This window comes from Micromonospora sp. AKA38 (assembly GCF_027925725.1).
Taxonomy (GTDB): Bacteria; Actinomycetota; Actinomycetes; order Mycobacteriales; family Micromonosporaceae; genus Micromonospora.
This window is the reverse complement of sequence record NZ_BNEI01000002.1, coordinates 671,357-687,864: the sequence shown is the minus strand read 5'-3', so window position 1 is coordinate 687,864 and position 16,508 is coordinate 671,357. Positions and strand designations below refer to the sequence as shown.

The 16,508-nt window shown below is 71.9% G+C and carries 15 protein-coding genes; 12 read left to right on the top strand and 3 right to left on the bottom strand.

The annotated features are described in order from the left end of the window. Positions 1–17 precede the first annotated feature (17 nt). Positions 18–1,241 (top strand): PP2C family protein-serine/threonine phosphatase, encoded by a 1,224-nt coding sequence (locus TPA0908_RS06645; protein ID WP_281935638.1) that lies wholly within the window; start codon positions 18–20, stop codon positions 1,239–1,241. 93 nt (positions 1,242–1,334) lie between these two features. Here the strand turns inward: TPA0908_RS06645 and TPA0908_RS06640 are convergent, their stop codons facing one another. Further along, positions 1,335–1,655 (bottom strand): peptidase inhibitor family I36 protein, encoded by a 321-nt coding sequence (locus tag TPA0908_RS06640; protein ID WP_281935637.1) that lies wholly within the window; start codon positions 1,653–1,655, stop codon positions 1,335–1,337. Between the two features lie 299 nt (positions 1,656–1,954). Between TPA0908_RS06640 and TPA0908_RS06635 the strand changes: the two genes are divergently transcribed. Further along, on the top strand, positions 1,955–4,228 hold the full coding sequence (locus TPA0908_RS06635; RefSeq protein WP_281935635.1) for an ATP-binding protein: 2,274 nt from the start codon (positions 1,955–1,957) through the stop codon (positions 4,226–4,228). Here the strand turns inward: TPA0908_RS06635 and TPA0908_RS06630 are convergent. After that, the gene (locus TPA0908_RS06630; protein WP_281935633.1) at positions 4,191–4,469 is read right to left on the bottom strand and encodes a hypothetical protein; all 279 of its coding nucleotides are present in this window, start codon (positions 4,467–4,469) and stop codon (positions 4,191–4,193) included. The genes TPA0908_RS06635 and TPA0908_RS06630 overlap by 38 nt on opposite strands. Positions 4,470–4,547: 78 nt before the next feature. Between TPA0908_RS06630 and TPA0908_RS06625 the strand changes: the two genes are divergently transcribed. From TPA0908_RS06625 to TPA0908_RS06600, 6 genes are all read left to right on the top strand, one after another. After that, positions 4,548–5,180, top strand: a complete 633-nt coding sequence (locus TPA0908_RS06625; RefSeq protein ID WP_281935632.1) for a Uma2 family endonuclease — start codon at positions 4,548–4,550, stop codon at positions 5,178–5,180. A 32-nt stretch (positions 5,181–5,212) separates the two neighbouring features. Then, on the top strand, positions 5,213–6,427 hold the full coding sequence (dxr, locus tag TPA0908_RS06620) for a 1-deoxy-D-xylulose-5-phosphate reductoisomerase (RefSeq protein ID WP_281935629.1): 1,215 nt from the start codon (positions 5,213–5,215) through the stop codon (positions 6,425–6,427). Continuing rightward, a complete protein-coding gene (locus tag TPA0908_RS06615) occupies positions 6,424–7,671 on the top strand; it encodes a M50 family metallopeptidase (protein WP_281935627.1) in 1,248 nt (415 codons plus the stop codon). The genes dxr and TPA0908_RS06615 overlap by 4 nt, the downstream gene beginning before the upstream one ends. A 9-nt stretch (positions 7,672–7,680) precedes the next feature. Further along, complete coding sequence (gene ispG, locus TPA0908_RS06610; RefSeq protein ID WP_281935625.1) at positions 7,681–8,856, top strand: flavodoxin-dependent (E)-4-hydroxy-3-methylbut-2-enyl-diphosphate synthase; 1,176 nt, start codon at positions 7,681–7,683, stop codon at positions 8,854–8,856. 347 nt (positions 8,857–9,203) lie between these two features. After that, the gene (locus TPA0908_RS06605; RefSeq protein WP_281935623.1) at positions 9,204–10,328 is read left to right on the top strand and encodes a family 43 glycosylhydrolase; all 1,125 of its coding nucleotides are present in this window, start codon (positions 9,204–9,206) and stop codon (positions 10,326–10,328) included. Positions 10,329–10,362: 34 nt separating this feature from the next. After that, complete coding sequence (locus TPA0908_RS06600) at positions 10,363–11,238, top strand: endonuclease/exonuclease/phosphatase family protein (RefSeq protein ID WP_281935621.1); 876 nt, start codon at positions 10,363–10,365, stop codon at positions 11,236–11,238. Positions 11,239–11,313: 75 nt separating this feature from the next. Here the strand turns inward: TPA0908_RS06600 and TPA0908_RS06595 are convergent, their stop codons facing one another. Then, complete coding sequence (locus TPA0908_RS06595) at positions 11,314–11,910, bottom strand: PadR family transcriptional regulator (RefSeq protein WP_281935619.1); 597 nt, start codon at positions 11,908–11,910, stop codon at positions 11,314–11,316. A gap of 136 nt (positions 11,911–12,046) precedes the next feature. On the opposite strand from TPA0908_RS06595, the gene TPA0908_RS06590 reads away from it, so the two are divergent. The 4 genes from TPA0908_RS06590 (at position 12,047) to TPA0908_RS06575 (ending at position 16,450) form a co-directional block, all read left to right on the top strand. Further along, on the top strand, positions 12,047–12,886 hold the full coding sequence (locus tag TPA0908_RS06590) for a GNAT family N-acetyltransferase (RefSeq protein WP_281935617.1): 840 nt from the start codon (positions 12,047–12,049) through the stop codon (positions 12,884–12,886). A gap of 90 nt (positions 12,887–12,976) precedes the next feature. Continuing rightward, positions 12,977–13,699: an ATP-binding cassette domain-containing protein gene (locus TPA0908_RS06585; protein ID WP_281935615.1), complete on the top strand. Its 723-nt coding sequence runs from the start codon at positions 12,977–12,979 to the stop codon at positions 13,697–13,699. Next, a complete protein-coding gene (locus tag TPA0908_RS06580; RefSeq protein ID WP_281935613.1) occupies positions 13,696–15,846 on the top strand; it encodes a YhgE/Pip domain-containing protein in 2,151 nt (716 codons plus the stop codon). Before TPA0908_RS06585 ends, TPA0908_RS06580 begins: the two co-directional genes overlap by 4 nt. 10 nt (positions 15,847–15,856) lie before the next feature. Next, the gene (locus tag TPA0908_RS06575; RefSeq protein ID WP_281935611.1) at positions 15,857–16,450 is read left to right on the top strand and encodes a TetR/AcrR family transcriptional regulator; all 594 of its coding nucleotides are present in this window, start codon (positions 15,857–15,859) and stop codon (positions 16,448–16,450) included. Positions 16,451–16,508 lie beyond the last annotated feature (58 nt).

The window sequence follows — 16,508 nt, the reverse complement described above, 5'->3', positions numbered from 1 at the left end:
GACGCGGGGGAGGTGCGGTGGTCGACGGCGGCGAGGCAGCACGTTGGCTGCAACTCCACGCGTCCCGGGGCGGGCCGGACGAGTTGTCGCTCCTGGTGAGCAGCGCCGCGCCGGCCATCGGCGCCAGCGAGATCGTGATCTACCTGGCCGACTACACGCAGTCGTCGCTCGTCCCCATGCCCGGCGCCGGCCCGGCCCGGGGCGAGCTGACGATCGAGACGACGCTGGCCGGTCGGGCGTTCACCAGCCTCGAGGTGCAGCGCGCGCCCGCCCACCCGGACCGGCTCTGGGTGCCCCTGCTGCTCGGCTGCGAACGGCTGGGGGTGCTGGAGGTCGTGTCGCCGGCCGCCGCCGACCCCGCGTCGGACCGGCCGGCCTGGGAACTCGCGGTCAACGTCGCCCAGCTCCTGGTGAACCGCCGCCTCTACGGCGACGTCGTGGAACGGATCCGCCGCCGCCTGCCGATGCAGGTCGCCGCCGAGATCGTCTGGGGGCTGCTGCCGCCGCTGACGTTCGCCACCGACGACCTGGTGATCACCGCCATCCTCGAACCCTGCTACGACGTCGGCGGGGACATCTTCGACTACGCGCTCAACGACGACGTGCTCAGCGTCGGGCTCTTCGACACCTGCGGGCACGGCATCAAGGCGAGCGCGCTGGCCTCGCTCGTGGTCAGCGCGTACCGCAACGCCCGGCGTACCGGCCTCGACCTGGTCGACACGGCGATCAGCATCGACAGGTGGGTACGCGCCGAGCACCCGGGCACGTTCGCGACCGCGCTGCTCGCCGAACTCGACAGGCGCACCGGCCAGCTCCGGATCATCAACGCGGGTCATCCCGGCGCCATGCTGCTGCGCGACGGCCGGGCCGTCCGGGCGCTGCCCGGCCCGACCGCGCTGCCGCTCGGCCTGGGCAACCTGTCGGGCAAGCGCCCCCGGGTGCACGAGGAGGCGCTGCACCCGGGCGACCGCATCCTCGCCTACACCGACGGCATCACCGACGCGCGCGGCGACAACAGGGAGCGTTTCGGGCTGGACCGGCTGGTCGACTTCGTCGAGCGTGCCCTCAACGACCGGCTGCCCAGCCCGGAGACGATGCGTCGTCTGATACGCGCCGTCCTCGCGTACCAGCAGGACGAGCTGGACGACGACGCCACCGCGCTGTTCCTGGAGTGGCAGCCGCCGCACCTGCCCATGCGGCACCTGGAGCACCTCGCCGCGTCCGGTGACCGCGACCGCTGATGCCGCGAGGGCGGGCCTCGGATGATCAGTCCGTGGCCCGCCCGGCCTGGCGGCCGCGGCCCACGTTGACGCGGACGCGGCCTCACCCCGCGGTCAGCAGGGGGAGGTGATCCACCTGTGCGAGAGCAGGTAGGCAGGGCCGATGTTGCCCTGCCAACCCTGCCCCATGCACCCGTTGTAGCCGCTGTAGTTCGTGCCCGTGTAGAACGCCACCGCCGTGTAGGAGGTGGACGTTCCGCGGTTGTACACCGAGCGGGCCGGAGCGCTCCGGGCCCAGGAGCAGCGGTCGATCCCCAACGTCCAGTCCGGGTCGGCGTCCGACCATTTGCACATGTTGCCGGACCCGCCGCTGCCGGTGTAGAAGCACACGTTGGAAGCGGGGCAGTCGGCGTAGGTGGCGGATGGGGTCACCACGGCCGCGGCCGGAGAGCTGACTGCCAGAAGGGCCGCTGCCGCCGTTGCGGCCACGGCGAGAGCCCGGCTCGGTCGGGTGACTGCGGACAGTGTTCGCTGGAACATGCAGAACCTCCTAGGGCCGCCGAAAAGGGCTTCCGGCTTGTCGGCAGGAACGCCGCGCGGGTGCCAGCCGATCTGCCCGCGCTGACGTTTGTCTATGACTTGTAGTGTCGTGAGCACACCGGAGCCGATCCAGGCGACTGACCGGCGATCCACCGGCGACTTCCTCCCACGACGGCTGAGGGACAGGGCAAGCGATGGAGTTCGGTCCTTTGATCAAGTCGCGTCGACAGTCGCTGAACCTCTCTCAGGAGGAGCTCGCCGCTCGGTCGGGAATCAGCGTGCGGAACCTTCGTGACCTGGAAACCGGGCGGATCCGGCAACCCCGCCAGCAGACTGTGCGGTTGCTGGCCGAGGCGTTGGGGCTGTCCGGTGACGAGCGGCGCGACTTTCACGAGCGGGCACGGGCGGCTCCGGGACTCAGCTTGCCGACGGACGGGACAGGAGGCGCCTCCACGGCGAGTCGACCCCTTCCGGCTCAACTGCCACCGGACACCGCCTCCTTCACCGGACGCGCCGACGCTCTGGCCGTGATGGACGCGCTCCTCAGCACGGAGACGCCAACCGTGGGCACGACGACCCTGGTGGTAGGTCCGCCAGGGATCGGTAAGACCTCGCTCGCGGTGCACTGGGCGCACCGGGTGAAGGACCGCTTCCCGGACGGACAGCTCTTCGTCAACCTGTCTGGATTCGACCCCAGCCAACCGCCGCTGGCTGCCACCTCGGCGGCCCACGCGTTCCTGGGCGCGCTGGGGGTTCCGGCAGCGGCTACGCCGGTCGACGAGACGGGCCGGACTGGCCTGCTGCGCAGCCTGCTCGCCGGCAAGCGAATGTTGTTGCTGCTCGACAACGCCCGCGACGCGGAGCACGTCCGACTGCTGTTGGTAGCGGCACCGGGATCCGTAGTCGTCGTCACCAGCCGGGACCGGCTCCTGGGGCTGGTCGCGGCGGCGTCCGCACACCCGGTCAGCCTCAGCCCGCTCAGCGACGACGAGTCGCGACAACTGCTGCGCCGCCGGGTCGGCGCCGGCCGCCTCGATGCCGAAGCGACCGCCGCGCAGGTGATTGTCGACCGCTGTGGCGGCCTGCCGCTCGCCCTGGCGGTGACGGCTGCCCGTATCGTCTCCCAGCCCGCGGTGCCGCTGGCCGTCGTCGCGGGTGACCTGACCGGTGCCGTGCCACGGCTCGACAGTCTGGCCAGCCACGACAGCCCGACAGACCTACGCTCCTGCCTCCTCGGCTCATACCGGTTGCTGAACCCCGGGGCCCGGCAGGTCTTCCGGGTGCTTGGACTGCATCCCGGCGCCGCCAACGAGGCGGCGGCGGCAAGCCTGGTCGGGCGCCCACCCGGGCACGTGGGCCCGCTGCTCGCCGAGTTGGCCCGGGTCCACCTGATCGGCGAGACGGCCGACCGCCGGTGGCACCTGCACGACCTGGTGGCCGCCTTCGCCAAGGAACGAGGGCGGCGGGACAGCGATGCCGACCGCATGTCCGCGCTGAGGCGGCTCGGCGATCATTACCTGCAGACCGCGGTTGCGGGTGCGCGTCTACTTGAGCCTCGCCGGGAACCGCTCCCCACGATCACCCCGGCGCCGGGTGTCACCGTCCACTCGCTCGTCGACGAGGAGGACGCCAACGCCTGGTACCGGGCGCACCGGACAACCCTCGTCGCCATGGTGCACCTGGCCGCCGAGCACGGCATGGCGACCCACGCATGGCAGTTGGCGTGGGCGATGACCACGTTCCTGTCCCGCGGCGGCCACTGGGCCGACCAACTGGTGGTGAACCGCGTCGCCCTCCGTGCCGCCCGAGTGGGCTCCGACGCCCGCGGCATGTCGTACGCGCTGCGCGGTATGGGCCGCGCCTACCTGCGCCTCGGCGACCACGATGCGGCCGAGGCCAGCCTGCGTCGGGCGCTGCGGCTGTCGAGCCGGATCGGAGACCTCGGCGGGCGGGCGCGGGCCCACCACGGGTTGGCGTATGTGCGTCAACAGCGCCGCGACCTGCCCGGCGCCCTCCACCACTCCCGGCGGGCGAGGCTCCTCTTCCTGCTGGCGGGCAACCACAGCGCTGGTGCCGAAGCGCTCAACAGCTCTGGTTGGTACCACCTGCTGGCTGGCAATCTCCGCCAGTCGTTCCGTCAGACCCGGACGGCGCTGGTTCTGTTGCGGCGGTTCGGTGAGCGGCACGGCGAAGCCAGCGCCTGGGATACTCTCGGCCGGCTCTGCGCCCATCTCGGCGATCCGGGCCAGGCGGACCGATGTTACGAGCACGCCCTTGCGTTGTTCCGGGATCTGGGGGACCCGTTCTTCGAGGCGGAGGTGCTGATGCACCGGGCGGAGGACCGGTGGGCGGCGGGCGACCGGGACGCCGCCAGAGCGGACTGGAGCGCCTCCGCGCGGATCCTTGAGGGCCTGCACCATCCGTGGGCCGTCATGGTGCGCGATCGGATCGGCAATCCGGGCAGCTAGCTGTAGTGCCCTGGACCGGCCATGGTCGGGTCCAGCCGACGAACCGGGCGAAGTGCTCGGCCGGGTCGACCTCGCCCGGTCCCCGCCGCGGCGCGTCGGCGATCGCGTCGTGCATCAGCATGCAGAGGTAGACGGCCAGGCCGGGGCGGTCGTGCGCGTACTCGCGGCGCAGCCGCAGTCGGGCCGGCTGGCACGGCCACGGCGCGGCGCACTCCCGGCACCGCCAGGCCGCGACGGACAACGTGTGCGAGCCGAGCAGAGCGGGACAGCGCCGCTAGGGTGGGTTGCAGCACGATTACCCGCTGAGGGGGTGAGCCCGATGGCCCAGGCAGCATTCACGCCGGAGCCGGCACCGCAGTCCGCCGAGCCGTCGTTCGACGTGCTCCGCTGGCACGATGAGCCGTGGACCGCGCAGCTCGCTCTCGATCTCCTACCGGAGACCAACGGCCCGAAGGTCGAGGTCCTGAGCGGAAGCGTGATCGTGACACCACATGCCGGCATCGACCACCAGTCGGTCGAGCGCGAATTGCCGTACCTGTTGCACCGGGCCGCCCGCCGGGCAGGGCTCTGGGTTTATCCGGAGATCAACTTGGTCTCCGGCAAGGAGCTGTTCATTCCCGACATCGCCGTGCTGCGTTCGTCGGGTGGTGGGCGATCGGCGGTCGACATCGGCCAGGCCGTCCTTCTCGGGGAGATCGTGTCACCCGGCAACCGGCGTAAGGATGTCATCGACCGGCCTCGGGAGTACGCCGCCGCCGGCGTGCCGTACTTCCTCCGGGTCGACCTGCGCAACCGCGTGCCGGCCCTCGCGCTCTACGAACTGGTCGACGACGACTACCGGCCGCTGGCCGCCGCGGCGGCGGGAACCACGTTCGTGATGCGGCAGCCGTTCGAGTTCAGCGTCGACCCGGCCGACCTGCTCGACGAGGAGGCCCCGGAACGGCCCGGGTGAGGCGTGCGGCGGCGCTGGGGAACAATGGGCGCGTGACCACTCCCCGAGACCTCGTGCTGCTCGGCTCGACCGGCTCCATCGGCACCCAGGCCATCGACATCGTCAGGCGCAACCCCGGCCGGTTCCGGGTGGTCGCGCTCGGCGCCGGCGGCGGCAACGTGGCGCTGCTGGCCGCGCAGGCGCTGGAGCTGGGCGTGGCGGCGGTCGGGGTGGCGCGGGCATCCGCCGCACAGGATCTCCAGCTCGCGTTCTACGCCGAGGCGAGCCGGCGCGGCTGGGCCTCCGGCGACTTCAAGCTTCCCAAGATCGTGGCCGGGCCGGACGCGATGACCGAGCTGGCGCAGTGGCCGTGCGACGTCGTGCTCAACGGCGTGGTCGGCTCGTTGGGCCTGCCGCCGACGCTGGCCGCGCTGCGCGCCGGGCGTACCCTCGCGCTGGCCAACAAGGAGTCGCTGGTGGCCGGCGGCCCGCTGGTCAAGGCCGCGGTGACGCGGCCGGGGCAGATCGTCCCGGTCGACTCCGAGCACTCGGCGCTGGCGCAGTGCCTGCGCGGCGGCGCCCGGGGCGAGGTGCGCCGGCTGGTGGTCACCGCCAGCGGCGGGCCGTTCCGGGGCCGGCGGCGCGAGGAGTTGACCGACGTCACACCGGAGCAGGCGCTGGCGCACCCGACCTGGCAGATGGGCCCGGTCGTCACGATCAACTCCGCCACCATGGTCAACAAGGCGCTGGAGGTCATCGAGGCGCACGAGCTGTTCGACGTGCCGTACGCCGACATCGAGGTGATGGTCCACCCGCAGTCGGTGATCCACTCGATGGTCGAGTTCGTCGACGGCTCCACGCTCGCCCAGGCCAGCCCGCCGGACATGCGGCTGCCCATCGCGCTGGGCATCGGCTGGCCGGACCGGGTGCCCGACGCCGCCGCCGCGGTCGACTGGACCACGGCGCACACCTGGGAGTTCACCCCGCTCGACGACGCCGCCTTCCCGGCGGTGGCGCTGGCCAAGGCGGCCGGCGAGGCGGGACGGTGCCGGCCGGCGATCTACAACGCGGCCAACGAGGAGTGCGTGGCCGCGTTCGTGGCGGGCCGGCTGCCGTTCCTCGGCATCGTCGACACCCTCGGGCGGGTGCTGGAGGACGCTCCCGACTTCGACGAACCAGGTACCGTCGAGGACGTGCTCGCCGCCGAGTCGTGGGCACGGGCGCACGCCCAGGAGATCATCGTCGGGTCGGTGGAAGGAGCTCGATGAGCTATCTGCTCGGGGTGGTGCTGTTCGCCCTGGCGATCCTCATCTCGGTGAGCCTGCACGAGGCGGGGCACATGATGACCGCCAAGGCGTTCGGGATGAAGGTCACCCGCTACTTCGTCGGCTTCGGGCCGACGCTCTGGTCGTTCAAGCGGGGCGAGACGGAGTACGGCGTCAAGGGCATCCCGCTCGGCGGCTTCTGCAAGATCGTCGGAATGACCCCGCAGGACGACGACGTCGAGCCCGGGGACGAGAAACGCGCCATGTGGCGCTACCCGGTGTGGAAGCGGACGATCGTGATGTCCGCCGGCTCCGCGATGCACTTCGCCATCGCGCTGGTCGCGCTCTGGATCATCGCGGTCTCCGCCGGTCTGCCGAACCCGAAGTTCCCCACCACCGAGGCCGGCTTCCGGGCCGAGCCGGCGGTGATCGCGCTCGCCCCGTGCGTGGTGGTGGAGAACGCCCCCCGCGCCTGCCAGGCCGGCGACCCGGCCAGCCCGGCCGGTCAGGCCCAGCTCAAGGACGGCGACCGGATCACCGCGGTGAACGGCCGACCGGTCTCCACCTGGGGCGACATGCTCGACGTGGTCCGCGGCACACAGCCCGGCCCGGCCACCGTCGCCTACCTGCGCGACGGCACCCCGGCCACCGCCACCGTCGACCTGGCGTCGGTGCAGCGCCCACCGCTGAACGACCCCAAGGGCGCCACCTCGGCGGTCTCCGCGCTGGGCGTGGCGCTGCGACCCAGCACGCCGACCCGGGTGGAGTACGGTCCGGTCGCCGCGTTCGGCGCCACCGCCGACTTCACCGGCAACATGGCGGTGCAGACCTTCCACGCCATGCAGCGCATCCCGCAGAAGGTGCCGGCGCTGTGGAACGCGATCACCGGCGCGGAGCGCGACGTGGACACCCCGATCAGCGTGGTCGGCGCCAGCCGGCTCGGCGGCGAGGCCGTGGAGAACAACGCCTGGCTGGTGTTCTTCATGCTCTTCGTGTCGCTGAACTTCTTCATCGGCGTGTTCAACCTGCTGCCGCTGCTGCCGCTGGACGGCGGCCACATCGCCATCGCCTGGTTCGAGCGCGCCCGCTCCTGGCTCTACGCCCGGATCGGCCGCACCGACCCGGGTCGCGTCGACTACCTCAAGCTCATGCCCCTCACGTACGCGGTGATCCTGGTGGGTGGCGTGTTCACGCTGCTGACCGTCACCGCGGACGTCGTCAACCCGATCACGCTCTTCTCAAGGTGAGTGCCTGAAGTGACCGCTGTCAGTCTCGGTATGCCCCCCGTACCGCCGCCCCCGCTGGCCCCGCGCCGGGCCAGCCGCCAGATCATGGTCGGTTCGGTGCCGGTCGGTGGTGGCGCACCGGTCTCGGTGCAGTCCATGACCACCACCCTCACCGCCGACGTCAACGCCACGCTCCAGCAGATCGCCGAGCTGACCGCGTCCGGCTGCCAGATCGTCCGGGTCGCCGTGCCGTCGCAGGACGACGTGGAGGCGCTGCCGGCGATCGCGCGCAAGTCGCAGATCCCGGTGATCGCCGACATCCACTTCCAGCCGAAGTACGTCTTCGCCGCGATCGACGCGGGCTGCGCCGCGGTGCGGGTGAACCCGGGCAACATCCGGCAGTTCGACGACAAGGTCAAGGAGATCGCCAAGGCGGCCGGTGACGCGGGCACGCCGATCCGGATCGGCGTGAACGCCGGCTCGCTGGACAAGCGCCTGCTGGCCAAGTACGGCAGGGCCACCGCCGAGGCGCTCGTCGAGTCCGCGCTCTGGGAGTGCTCGCTGTTCGAGGAGCACGGCTTCCGGGACATCAAGATCTCGGTCAAGCACAACGACCCGGTGGTGATGATCCGCGCCTACCGGCTGCTCGCCGAGAAGTGCGACTATCCGTTGCACCTGGGCGTCACCGAGGCCGGCCCGGCGTTCCAGGGCACCATCAAGTCGGCGGTGGCGTTCGGCGCGCTGCTTGCCGAGGGCATCGGCGACACGATCCGGGTCTCGCTCTCCGCCCCGCCGGTGGAGGAGATCAAGGTCGGCGCGGCGATCCTGGAGTCGCTGGGCCTGCGCGAGCGCGGCCTGGAGATCGTCTCCTGCCCGTCCTGCGGCCGGGCCCAGGTCGACGTCTACAAGCTGGCCGAGGAGGTCACCGCCGGCCTGGAAGGGCTGCCGGTGCCGCTGCGCGTCGCGGTCATGGGCTGTGTGGTGAACGGTCCGGGTGAGGCCCGTGAGGCCGACCTGGGCGTCGCCTCCGGTAACGGCAAGGGCCAGATCTTCGTCAAGGGCAAGGTCGTCAAGACCGTGCCGGAGGCGCAGATCGTGGAGACGCTGATCGAGGAGGCGCTGCGGATCGCCGACGAGATGGGCGCCGAGATCCCCGAGGAGCTGCGCGAGCTGCTGCCGGGCGGCGCCACCGTCACCGTGCACTGACCCGCGTTCCGTCTCACCGTGCGGCCGTTCCCTCCGGGGGGCGGCCGCACGAGCCGTCTCGGGCGTTGCCGTCCCTCCGCCGCCGACCCGGCGACGCTGGTGCCGGGCGTCGCACGCGGCACCGCCGCGCAAACCGTCACCTTCACCGCCCGGAACGTCGCCGAGGGGTTCGACGTGGTTCAGCTCCTCGACCGGACCGGGTGACCCGGCGGTGGCGCTGGCACCACAGCCGACCTCGACGCTTTCCACAGAGTTATCCGAGCATTACCCCATAGCGATTGCATACTTGCGTATGTGCATGCTTCGATGGGCAGCGTTCGCGTGTCGTGGAAGCCGGAAGGAAAGACGTGAGACCTTTTTCCATTGTGGTCGCGGCGGCACTGGCGCTGGCCGTACTGGTACCACCCACGGTTTTCGACGCCGACCGAGGCGCGGCGGCGGCAGTGCGGGCCGACGTACTCGACGCTGAAGACGAATCCCAGGACTTTCCTTTTCCCGGCGCCGACACGATCGCTCTCCACGACGGGTCCGACAAGTACATCACCTATGGCGCCAGTGCCGGCGGACGCAAGGTGCCCTACGCCATATCCGGCTCCGGCAACGTCGTCGGCACCTCGCCGGTGGTGGCCGGCGACGCCCTGCCCGACGGCGGCGGAGCGTGGGTCGAGGCCGGCTCCGGCATCTGGACTCCCGCCGCGTTCTACCACGTCAAGGACGGTGTGGGTCGCTACTACCTGTTCTACACGGCGACCCGGAAGAACGACGACGGACGCAAGTGCATCGGCGTGGCGCGGTCAAGGAGCCCGTACGGCGCGTTCGTCGCCGAGGACACCCCCATCGTCTGCCCGGACAAGGGCAACCGCTGGGCGCTCGACGCGGATGTCACCACCGGGCCCGAGGGCGCGATCTGGATGACCTGGCGCGACGGCCAACGTGCCGAAGGGCCCGAATCCGCGCTGTCGGTAATGATGCTGACGTTCAACACCAACGGCACGGTCGACCGCAACAGCGATCCGGTGGTCATCCTGCGCAGCGACAACCTCGCCTGGACGAGATGGCGGGACACCGGCGGGGTGACGGTCATCGAGAACCCGAGCGCCTTCTACCACAACGGATCGTGGTACCTGTTCTACTCCGGAAACAGCTGGAGCGAGAACTACTATTCGACCGGAATCGCGTTCTGCGGCACGAAGATTGACGGCGGCCCCTGCTCGCCACTGCCGGGGCCCAACCGTGCCTGGTTCTCGTACTCGGGGCCGGCCGTGCACCTCCCCGACGATATGCGCAAACGGTCGTTGCCGGGAAACAAGCGCGGCCCAGGCGCGATGGACGTCTACCGCGCCCGGGACGGCAAGCCGTGGGTGACCTGGAACTACCTCGCCGACCAGAGCAGCGGGCGGAAGAGCCGCACGGGTCGCCTCGTGATCACCGGATCGGGCGCCGCCGCTGATTTCAAGGTCGAGCTTCCCTAGTCCGTCACAGTCCACACTGCCGAAAGGGCCGTTCGTGAGTAACCGAAGGATCAACCTTGCCCGCCGGGCCGCCGCGGTGGTGGCCTCAGTCACCGCGCTCGCGCTGCTCCATCCCGCTGCCCCGGCCGTCGCGGCGAACGCGACATTCCAGGTCGGCACGCTCAACATCTACAATGGCCTCACCCACGCGAAGTTCCTTGAGGATCTGCAACTGATCACGTCGAAGGCGGACCTGGTCGGCCTCAACGAAGTTGGTGCCCGGAAGGACTTCCTGACGACGTGGGCCAGCGACAACGGCTGGTGGTTCTACTCGCCGGGCGGGGTCAACCAGGCGGGTGAGGCCCTGCTCGCCAAGAAGAGCATGTTCGACCGTGTCGACGCGGGCTCCCAGTTCGCCTGCGACACCAACGGAGCCGGTGAGGTACCGCCCGCCCGGTACAACAACTGGGTCAAGTACCAGCACAAGGCCAGCGGGCGCAGCGTCTACCACATCAACTTCCACGCCAACGCCAGCATCGAGGACAACGGCCGCCCCACCGACCTGCCCCGTACCGACTGCGCGGCGAAGCAGTTCCAGATGGTCAAGGACCTCGCCCGCGCCAAGAAGGACGACGGTCAGGTCGTCGTCAGCGGTGACCTGAACGTCGACTTCAGCGCCGACCGGGCGTACGGGTCGCCCGTGTTCCCGTGGAAGGTCTTCGAGGCCAACGAGCTGCCGAACCTGCGGTCGGTATACAACCTGTACGGCGAGAAGGGTGCGGGTACCCACGGAAACCGGCACATCGACTACATCTACTTCTGGAAGCGGGTCGACGGGTTCCGCTACCTCTGGATGACCGACTACCGCATCATCGGCGGCACCAACTCCGACCACCAGGGAGTTGTGGCCGACTTCGCAATCGAACTCTGAGCATCGCGCCGACCACGTGGCGGGAGTGGACGGCGAACCCGGGCGCCGCTGGACCCGACGACACCCGGGCGGCGTTCAGTCGGACTCGGCGAGGATGGCGTAGAGCTTGCGGCGGGTCTCGTCGAGCACCTGGGCGGCGCGGGCGCGTTGGTCGTCGGTGCCGGTGGTCATCACCTGCCGCAGCGCGTTCATGGCCTGGGTCCCCGCGTCGCGGATGTCGTGCCAGCTGTTGACGGTCTGCTCGGCGAACTCCGCCCAGGGCGGGGCCTCCGCCGCCTGGGCGGCCTCGGCCTGCCCCTGCTCGGTGAGGGCGAAGCGCTTGCGCCCGCCGTCGGAGTCGGCGGCGGTGGCGATGACGCCCTCGTCCTCCAGCAGTTGCAGCGTCGGGTAGATCGACCCGGGGCTGGGCCGCCAGGCCCCGCCGGTGCGGGCGTCGATCTCCTGGATCATCTCGTAGCCGTGCATCGGCCGCTCGGTGAGCAGGGCCAGCACGGCGCCGCGCACGTTCGGCCGGCGGCCGCGACCCCGGCCGCCCCGGCCGCGCCCGTGGCCGTGCGGTCCGTGCGGCCCGGGTGGGAACGGCGGCGGACCCGGGGGTACGGGCGGGAAGCCGAAGCCGCCGTGCCGGTGCATCTCGTCGTGCATGGTGTGGACGTGTCGACGGAAACCCATCGGACTCTCCTTCGTCAGGACTATCACTGATGCATCAACGATATATCGGCAATGCATCGTCGACAAGACGTGACGGGAGTGTGCGAGTGCCCGGTCGGCCCACCGGCTCCCGGCTGCGTCTGGCAGGCTGGTAACCGTGCTCACGATGCCGGTACGCCAACTGGGGGAGTCGGAGCGCCGTTCGGTCGAGCGGCTGCTCGACCTCGACCCCTACGCCGGCGCGCAGGTCGCCGAGCGGGTCGCGGCGCGCGGCCTGGCCTGGTGGCGGGCCGAGGCGCGGATCCTCGGCTACGGCTCCCGGCGCAACCTGGAGTCGATCTGCTGGCTGGGCGGCAACCTGACCCCGGTGCTCGCGTCCGAGTCGGCGGTGGCCGCGTTCGCCGAGCAGTTGGGCGAGGAGGAGCGGCTCTGCTCCTCGATCGTGGGTCGCGCCGACGCGGTGCTCGGCCTCTGGGACCGCCTCTCCGCGCACTGGGGGCCGGCCCGGGACGTACGCCCGAACCAGCCGTTGCTGGCCACGGACGCGCCGCCGCCGGTGGCGCCCGACCCGCAGGTGCGTCGCGTGCGCGTCGGTGAGGTGGACCGGCTCTTCCCGGCGGCGGTGGCGATGTACACCGAGGAGGTCGGCGTCTCGCCGCTGGCCGAGGACGGCGGGCGCGGCTACCGGCGGCGGGTGACCGAGCTGGTGCGCGCCGGCCGGGCCTACGCCCGGTTCGTCGACGGCCGGGTGGTCTTCAAGGCCGAGCTGGCGGTGGTGACCCGGCGCACCGCGCAGGTGCAGGGGGTCTGGGTGGCGCCCGAGTGGCGCGGCCGGGGCATCGCGGTCGCCGCGATGGCCGCGGTGGTCCGCGACGCGCTGGCCCGGGTCGCGCCCACGGTCAGTCTCTACGTCAACGACTTCAACCAACCGGCCCGGCGCGTCTACGAGCGGTGCGGCTTCCGCCCGGTCGGCACGCTCGCCACCGTGCTGTTCTGAGGATCACCCCGCCTCGCCTTGCCCCGAACCGGACACCCGGCGCTATGCTGGTCATGTTTTTGTACTGACCAGTCAGTCTAGAAGGGTGCCATGGCAATCGTCGAGGCCAGCGGATTGGGACTACGGACCCGTCGGGGCTGGGTCTACCGGGACGTCGACCTCACCGCGGCACGCGGTGAGCTGCACGCGGTCACCGGCCCGCCCGGCAGCGGTCGCACCTCGCTGCTGCTCGCGCTCGCCGGGCGTTTCCCGCACAGCCACGGCGAGCTGCGCCGCCGCGGCCCGGCCGCGCTCGGCCAGGTGGCCGGCGTGCACGAGCCCGACCCGACGCTCACCGTCGCCGAGCACATCACCGAACGGCTGCTGCTGCTCGGGCCGGTGCCGCGCCGCCGCCGGCAGCTCGTCCCGGTGGCCGCGCTGCGGGCCCGCCGCGCCTACCGCCGCGACGCCTACGCCACCGCCATCGCCGGCGCCGGCTTCACCGACACTCCGCTCGACCCCGAGCGGTACGGCCGCGACCTGACCCCGGTCGACCGGCAGGTGCTCGGGCTGGTGCTGGCCAGCCTCGGCGGCCCCAGCCTGATCGTCGCCGACGACGTGGACGCCGGCGCCGACCGAGGCGAACGGGAGTGGATCTGGGCCGCGCTGGAACGCCTCGCCGACCAGGGGTACGCGGTGGTCGTCAGCGCCCGGGCCGTCGAGCCCGGCGTCGCCGCCACCGTGCACCGCATCGGTGACCCCGCGTTGCCCACACCCGCCCTGCCCGGTCCCGTTGCGACCGCTCCCGTTCCGACCGCCGAGGTGACCGCATGAGCGTGCTGCGACTGGCCCTGTTCGAGCTGCGCCGGATGACCCGGGGCCGGCTGCCGCGCGCCGCGCTCGCCGTGCTCACCGTGGTCCCGCTGCTCTACGGCGCGCTCTACCTCTACGCGTTCTGGGACCCGTACGGGAACCTCGACCGGATCCCGGTCGCGCTGGTCAACGCCGACCGACCGGCGAAGGCGGCCGACGGCAGCGAGGTGCACGCCGGCCGGGACCTCGCCGACGAACTGGTCGACCGCAAGGTCTTCGGCTGGACCGTCACCGACCAGGCCGACGCCACGAAGGGCCTCCGCGACGGCCGCTACCATCTGGTCTTCTCCATCCCGGCCGAGTTCTCGGCCACGCTCGCGGCCAGCCCCGACCCGGACCGGCCGGCCCGGCAGGGCGAGCTGAAGGTGGTCAACGACGACGCCACCAACTACCTCTCCGGGCTGCTCGCCCGCTCCGCGTTCAGCGAGATCCGGGCTGCCGCCGCGGAGAGCACCGCCGCCTCGTACTTCGACAAGATGCTGATCGGCTTCACCGACGCCAAGGCCGAGACCGGCCGCGCCGCCGACGGGGCCGGAAAGATCTCCGACGGGCTCGACGCCTCCCAGCGGGGCGCCGGGCAGCTCGCCGACGGGCTCGGCGACGCCGAGAACGGCGCCGGGCAGCTCGCCGGCGGGCTGAACACGTCCGTCCAGGGCGCCGACAAGCTGGCCAAGGGCCTCGACCAGTTGCAGACCGGCGCCGCCCAGCTCGCCGACGGCGCCGGCCGGGCCGCCACCGAGACGAAGGCCGCCGCCGCCACCGTCGACGCCGCCGCCGACAGGTACGAGCCGGTGCTGCGCCGCAACGCCGACAAGATCCAGCAGGCGGCCACCGCGGTGGCCACCGGCGCGCAGCAGCTCGCCGCCGGCCTGGACGCGCTGCCCGCCAAGGCCGACGAGGTGGTCAGGCTGGCGCAGGAGATCTCCGACCGGCTCGACGCGGTCGCGAAGGAACACCCCGAGCTGGCCGACGACCCGAACTTCGCCGCCGCCCGCACGGCCGCCGACCGGGCCGTCACCCAGGCCGAGGCGCTGGCGTCCGCCGTGGACAGGTCCGACCTGGCCGCGCTGAAGAAGCAGATGACCGAGGTCGCGAAGACCGCCCGGGAGGTGGCCGCCGCCGCGCCACATCTGGCCGACGACGTCGCCGCCGCCCGGGCCAAGGTCGACAAGCTGGCCAGCGGCCTCGGCACGCTGGCCCAGGGCAGCGCCAAGCTCCGCGACGGGCTCGGTGACGCGTCCACCGGCGCCGACCAGTTGCGCGGCGGGCTCTACCAACTGTCCACCGGCGCCCGCGCGCTCGACGGCGGCCTGGCCCGGCTCGGCACCGGCAGCACCTCGCTCGTCGACGGGCTGACCAAGCTGGAGGGCGGCGCCGGCGACCTCGCCGACGGGCTCGCCGCCGGCGAGAAGAAGCTGCCCGGGTACGACGACGCGGCCAGTCGCGCCGACGTGCTCGGCGACCCGGTCGGCCTGATCCGCGACTCGCAGCACCCGGCCGGCTCGTACGGCGTGGGCTTCGCCCCGTACTTCCTGGCGCTGGCGCTCTGGGTCGGCGCGATGATCACGTACATGCTGTTGCGGCCGGTCAACCGGCGCCACGTGATGTCCGGCGCGCCCGGCTGGCGGGTGGTGCTCGCCGGCTGGCTGCCCGCCGCCGGGATCGGCCTGGCCCAGGTCGCCGTGCTCTACACCGTGGTGACGCTGGCGCTCGGGCTGCACCCGACGCACGGCGCGGCGACGTTCGGGCTGCTCGCGCTCACCTCGCTGGCGTTCACCGCGATCATGCAACTGCTCGGCGTGGCGCTCGGCCCGGCCGGCCGGCTGGCCGCGCTGGCGCTGCTGATGCTCCAGCTCACCTCGTCCGGCGGCACCTACCCGGTGCAGACCTCGCCCGGCTTCTTCCAGGCCATCCACCCCTGGCTGCCGATGACGTACGTGGTCGGCGGCCTGCGGCACACGATCAACGGCGGGCCGGCCGGCCCGGTGGTCACCGGCGCGCTGGTGCTGCTCGCGTTCGGCCTGGGCGCGCTGGCGCTCGGCGTCGGCGCGGCGCGCCGCTCCCGCCGGCTCACCCCGGCCAAGCTGCACCCCGAACTGACCATGTGAGGATGGGCCGGTGACGGACGGACGGACCCGCCGGCGGGAGGACACCCGCCAACGACTCTTCGTGGCCGCGGTGGACCTGATCGCCGAGCAGGGCTTCTCGGCCACCACGGTGGACGACATCGCGGCTCGCGCCGGGGTGGCGAAGGGGACCGTCTACTACAACTTCGAGTCCAAGACGGTCCTCTTCGAGGAGCTGCTGCGACACGGCATCGGCCTGCTCACCGCCGAGTTTCGGGCCGCGGTCGACGGGCTGCCGCCGCGCGAGGCGCTCGCCGCGCTGGTTCGCGCCGAATTGGACTACATCCGCCGCTACCGGGCCTTCGCCCAACTGCTGCTCTCCGAGATGTGGCGCACCAACCGGGAGTGGCAGCAGACGCTGCGGCTGCTGCGCGGCGAGGCGATCGAGGTGATCGCCGAGACGGTCCGGGCCGGCGTGGACAACGGCGACCTCCCGGCCGACCTGGACGTGCGCACCGCCAGCTCGGCGCTGTTCGGCGTCGGGCTGGTGGTGGCCGTGGACTGGCTGGTGTTCCAGCCCGAGCGGCCGATCACCGACGTGCAGGAGGCGCTGCTCGGCATCGTCCGCCGGGTCGCCCGGACCTGACCGGAACGCGGTAATTCGGTTGAACCACGCCGGTCCGGCGGGAAGGCTGGGTGCACCG

Excerpts from the sequence above, each read along its gene's own strand:
- TPA0908_RS06585 (WP_281935615.1), top strand. The coding sequence starts at position 12,977 with ATGGCAATCGTCGAGGCCAGCGGATTGGGACTACGGACCCGTCGGGGC.
- TPA0908_RS06635 (WP_281935635.1), top strand. The coding sequence starts at position 1,955 with ATGGAGTTCGGTCCTTTGATCAAGTCGCGTCGACAGTCGCTGAACCTC.
- TPA0908_RS06615 (WP_281935627.1), top strand. The coding sequence starts at position 6,424 with ATGAGCTATCTGCTCGGGGTGGTGCTGTTCGCCCTGGCGATCCTCATC.
- TPA0908_RS06595 (WP_281935619.1), bottom strand. The coding sequence starts at position 11,910 with ATGGGTTTCCGTCGACACGTCCACACCATGCACGACGAGATGCACCGG.
- TPA0908_RS06625 (WP_281935632.1), top strand. The coding sequence starts at position 4,548 with ATGGCCCAGGCAGCATTCACGCCGGAGCCGGCACCGCAGTCCGCCGAG.
- TPA0908_RS06580 (WP_281935613.1), top strand. The coding sequence starts at position 13,696 with ATGAGCGTGCTGCGACTGGCCCTGTTCGAGCTGCGCCGGATGACCCGG.